Origin of the sequence: Clostridium sp. UBA6640 (genome assembly GCF_002455975.1) — a bacterium.
Classification (GTDB): Bacteria; Bacillota; Clostridia; order Clostridiales; family Clostridiaceae; genus Clostridium_J.
Genome location: NZ_DKLM01000134.1, coordinates 29,591 through 31,134 on the forward strand (window position 1 = coordinate 29,591; position 1,544 = coordinate 31,134).

General features: G+C 30.0%; 1 protein-coding gene. It reads left to right on the forward strand.

Annotated elements, in window-relative coordinates; genetic code table 11:
- Positions 1-110 precede the first annotated feature (110 nt).
- Positions 111-1,412, forward strand: a complete 1,302-nt coding sequence (locus B2W91_RS14725) for a M18 family aminopeptidase (protein ID WP_291582299.1) — start codon at positions 111-113, stop codon at positions 1,410-1,412.
- The last annotated feature ends 132 nt before the right edge of the window (positions 1,413-1,544 follow it).

The window sequence follows — 1,544 nt, forward strand, 5'->3', positions numbered from 1 at the left end:
GAACTGTGAATTGTGAATTAATTTGAGTTGTTAATTGAAGTATTTAACAGTATAATTGTAAATTAACTTTAAAGGTAATTTATTTATAAATATTTTCGGAGGTGTATAAAATGTCACAACAATTAGAGTTTGCAAGAGACCTTATTGATTTTTTATATGAAAGTCCAACTGCTTTTCATGCAGTTGAATCAATTAAGGGAAGATTAAATAAAGCTGGATTTATAGAAGTTAAAGAAGAAGATAAATGGAATCTAGAAAAAGGTGGAAAATACTATACAACTAAAAATGATTCAGCATTAATTGCTTTTGTTGTAGGTAATGGGGAAATAGAAGAACAGGGATTTAAGCTAGTAGGTGCTCATACGGATTCACCAGGATTTAGAGTAAAACCAAATGCTGAAATGACTGTAGAAAACTCTTATATAAGACTAAATACAGAAGTTTATGGTGGTCCTATATTAAGTACTTGGTTTGATAGACCTTTAGCTATAGCAGGAAGAGTGGTTTTAAAAGGTGAAAGTATACTTTATCCAAAAACAACATTTATCAATATAAATAAACCATTATTAATTATACCTAATATAGCTATACATATGAATAGAGAGGTAAATAAAGGTTTTGATATAAATGCTCAAAAGCATACATTGCCAGTTTTATCATTAGTAAATGAAAATTTAGAGAATGGCAACTATTTATTAAATTCATTAGCTGAGGAATTAAAAGTATCTAAGGAAGAGATTATTGACTTTGACTTATATCTTTATGAATATGAAAAAGGAAACATAATAGGATTAAATAATGAATTTATATCTAGTGGAAGATTAGATGATCTTCAAATGGTTCATGCAGGAATTGAGGCATTAATAAAAGCTGACATTACTAAAGGAACTAATGTTATGGTTTGTTATGATAATGAAGAGGTGGGAAGTTCAACTAAACAAGGTGCAGATTCTGACATGTTATCTAACATATTAGAAAGAATAGTACTATCTCAAGGGAAAGGTAGAGAGGAATTCTTTAGAGCATTAGCTAAATCTTTTATAATTTCAGCAGACAATGCTCATGCCGTTCATCCTGCTATGCCAGATAAACATGATCCAACAAATAGGCCGCTTATGAATAAAGGACCAGTTATAAAAATAAATGCAAATCAAGCATATACTACTGATAGTGATTCTGATGCAGTTTATGAAGCGATTTGTAAAAGTGTGGGAGTACCTGTACAAAAGTTCGTCAATCGTTCAGACTTAAGAGGTGGTAGTACTATAGGACCTATAAACTCAACACATATTAACATTCGCTCAGTAGATATAGGAAATCCTACTTTAGCTATGCACTCAATAAGAGAACTAGCTGGAGTAGAAGACCATACCTATGTAACGAAATCTTTTATAGAATTTTACAATCTATAATTTTCAATTAATAAAATAGGCCAGTATACTGGTCTATTTTTAACGTAAAGAATTATAATTTGCATAAGTGACTTTGTCACTTCAAAAAGAAATTAATTTAAAGCTTCTTTCGCAAGGAAAAGTATCCTCAAT

Bases quoted from the DNA above. Each gene is read 5' to 3' on its own strand.
- B2W91_RS14725 (WP_291582299.1), top strand. From the start codon at position 111: ATGTCACAACAATTAGAGTTTGCAAGAGACCTTATTGATTTTTTATAT.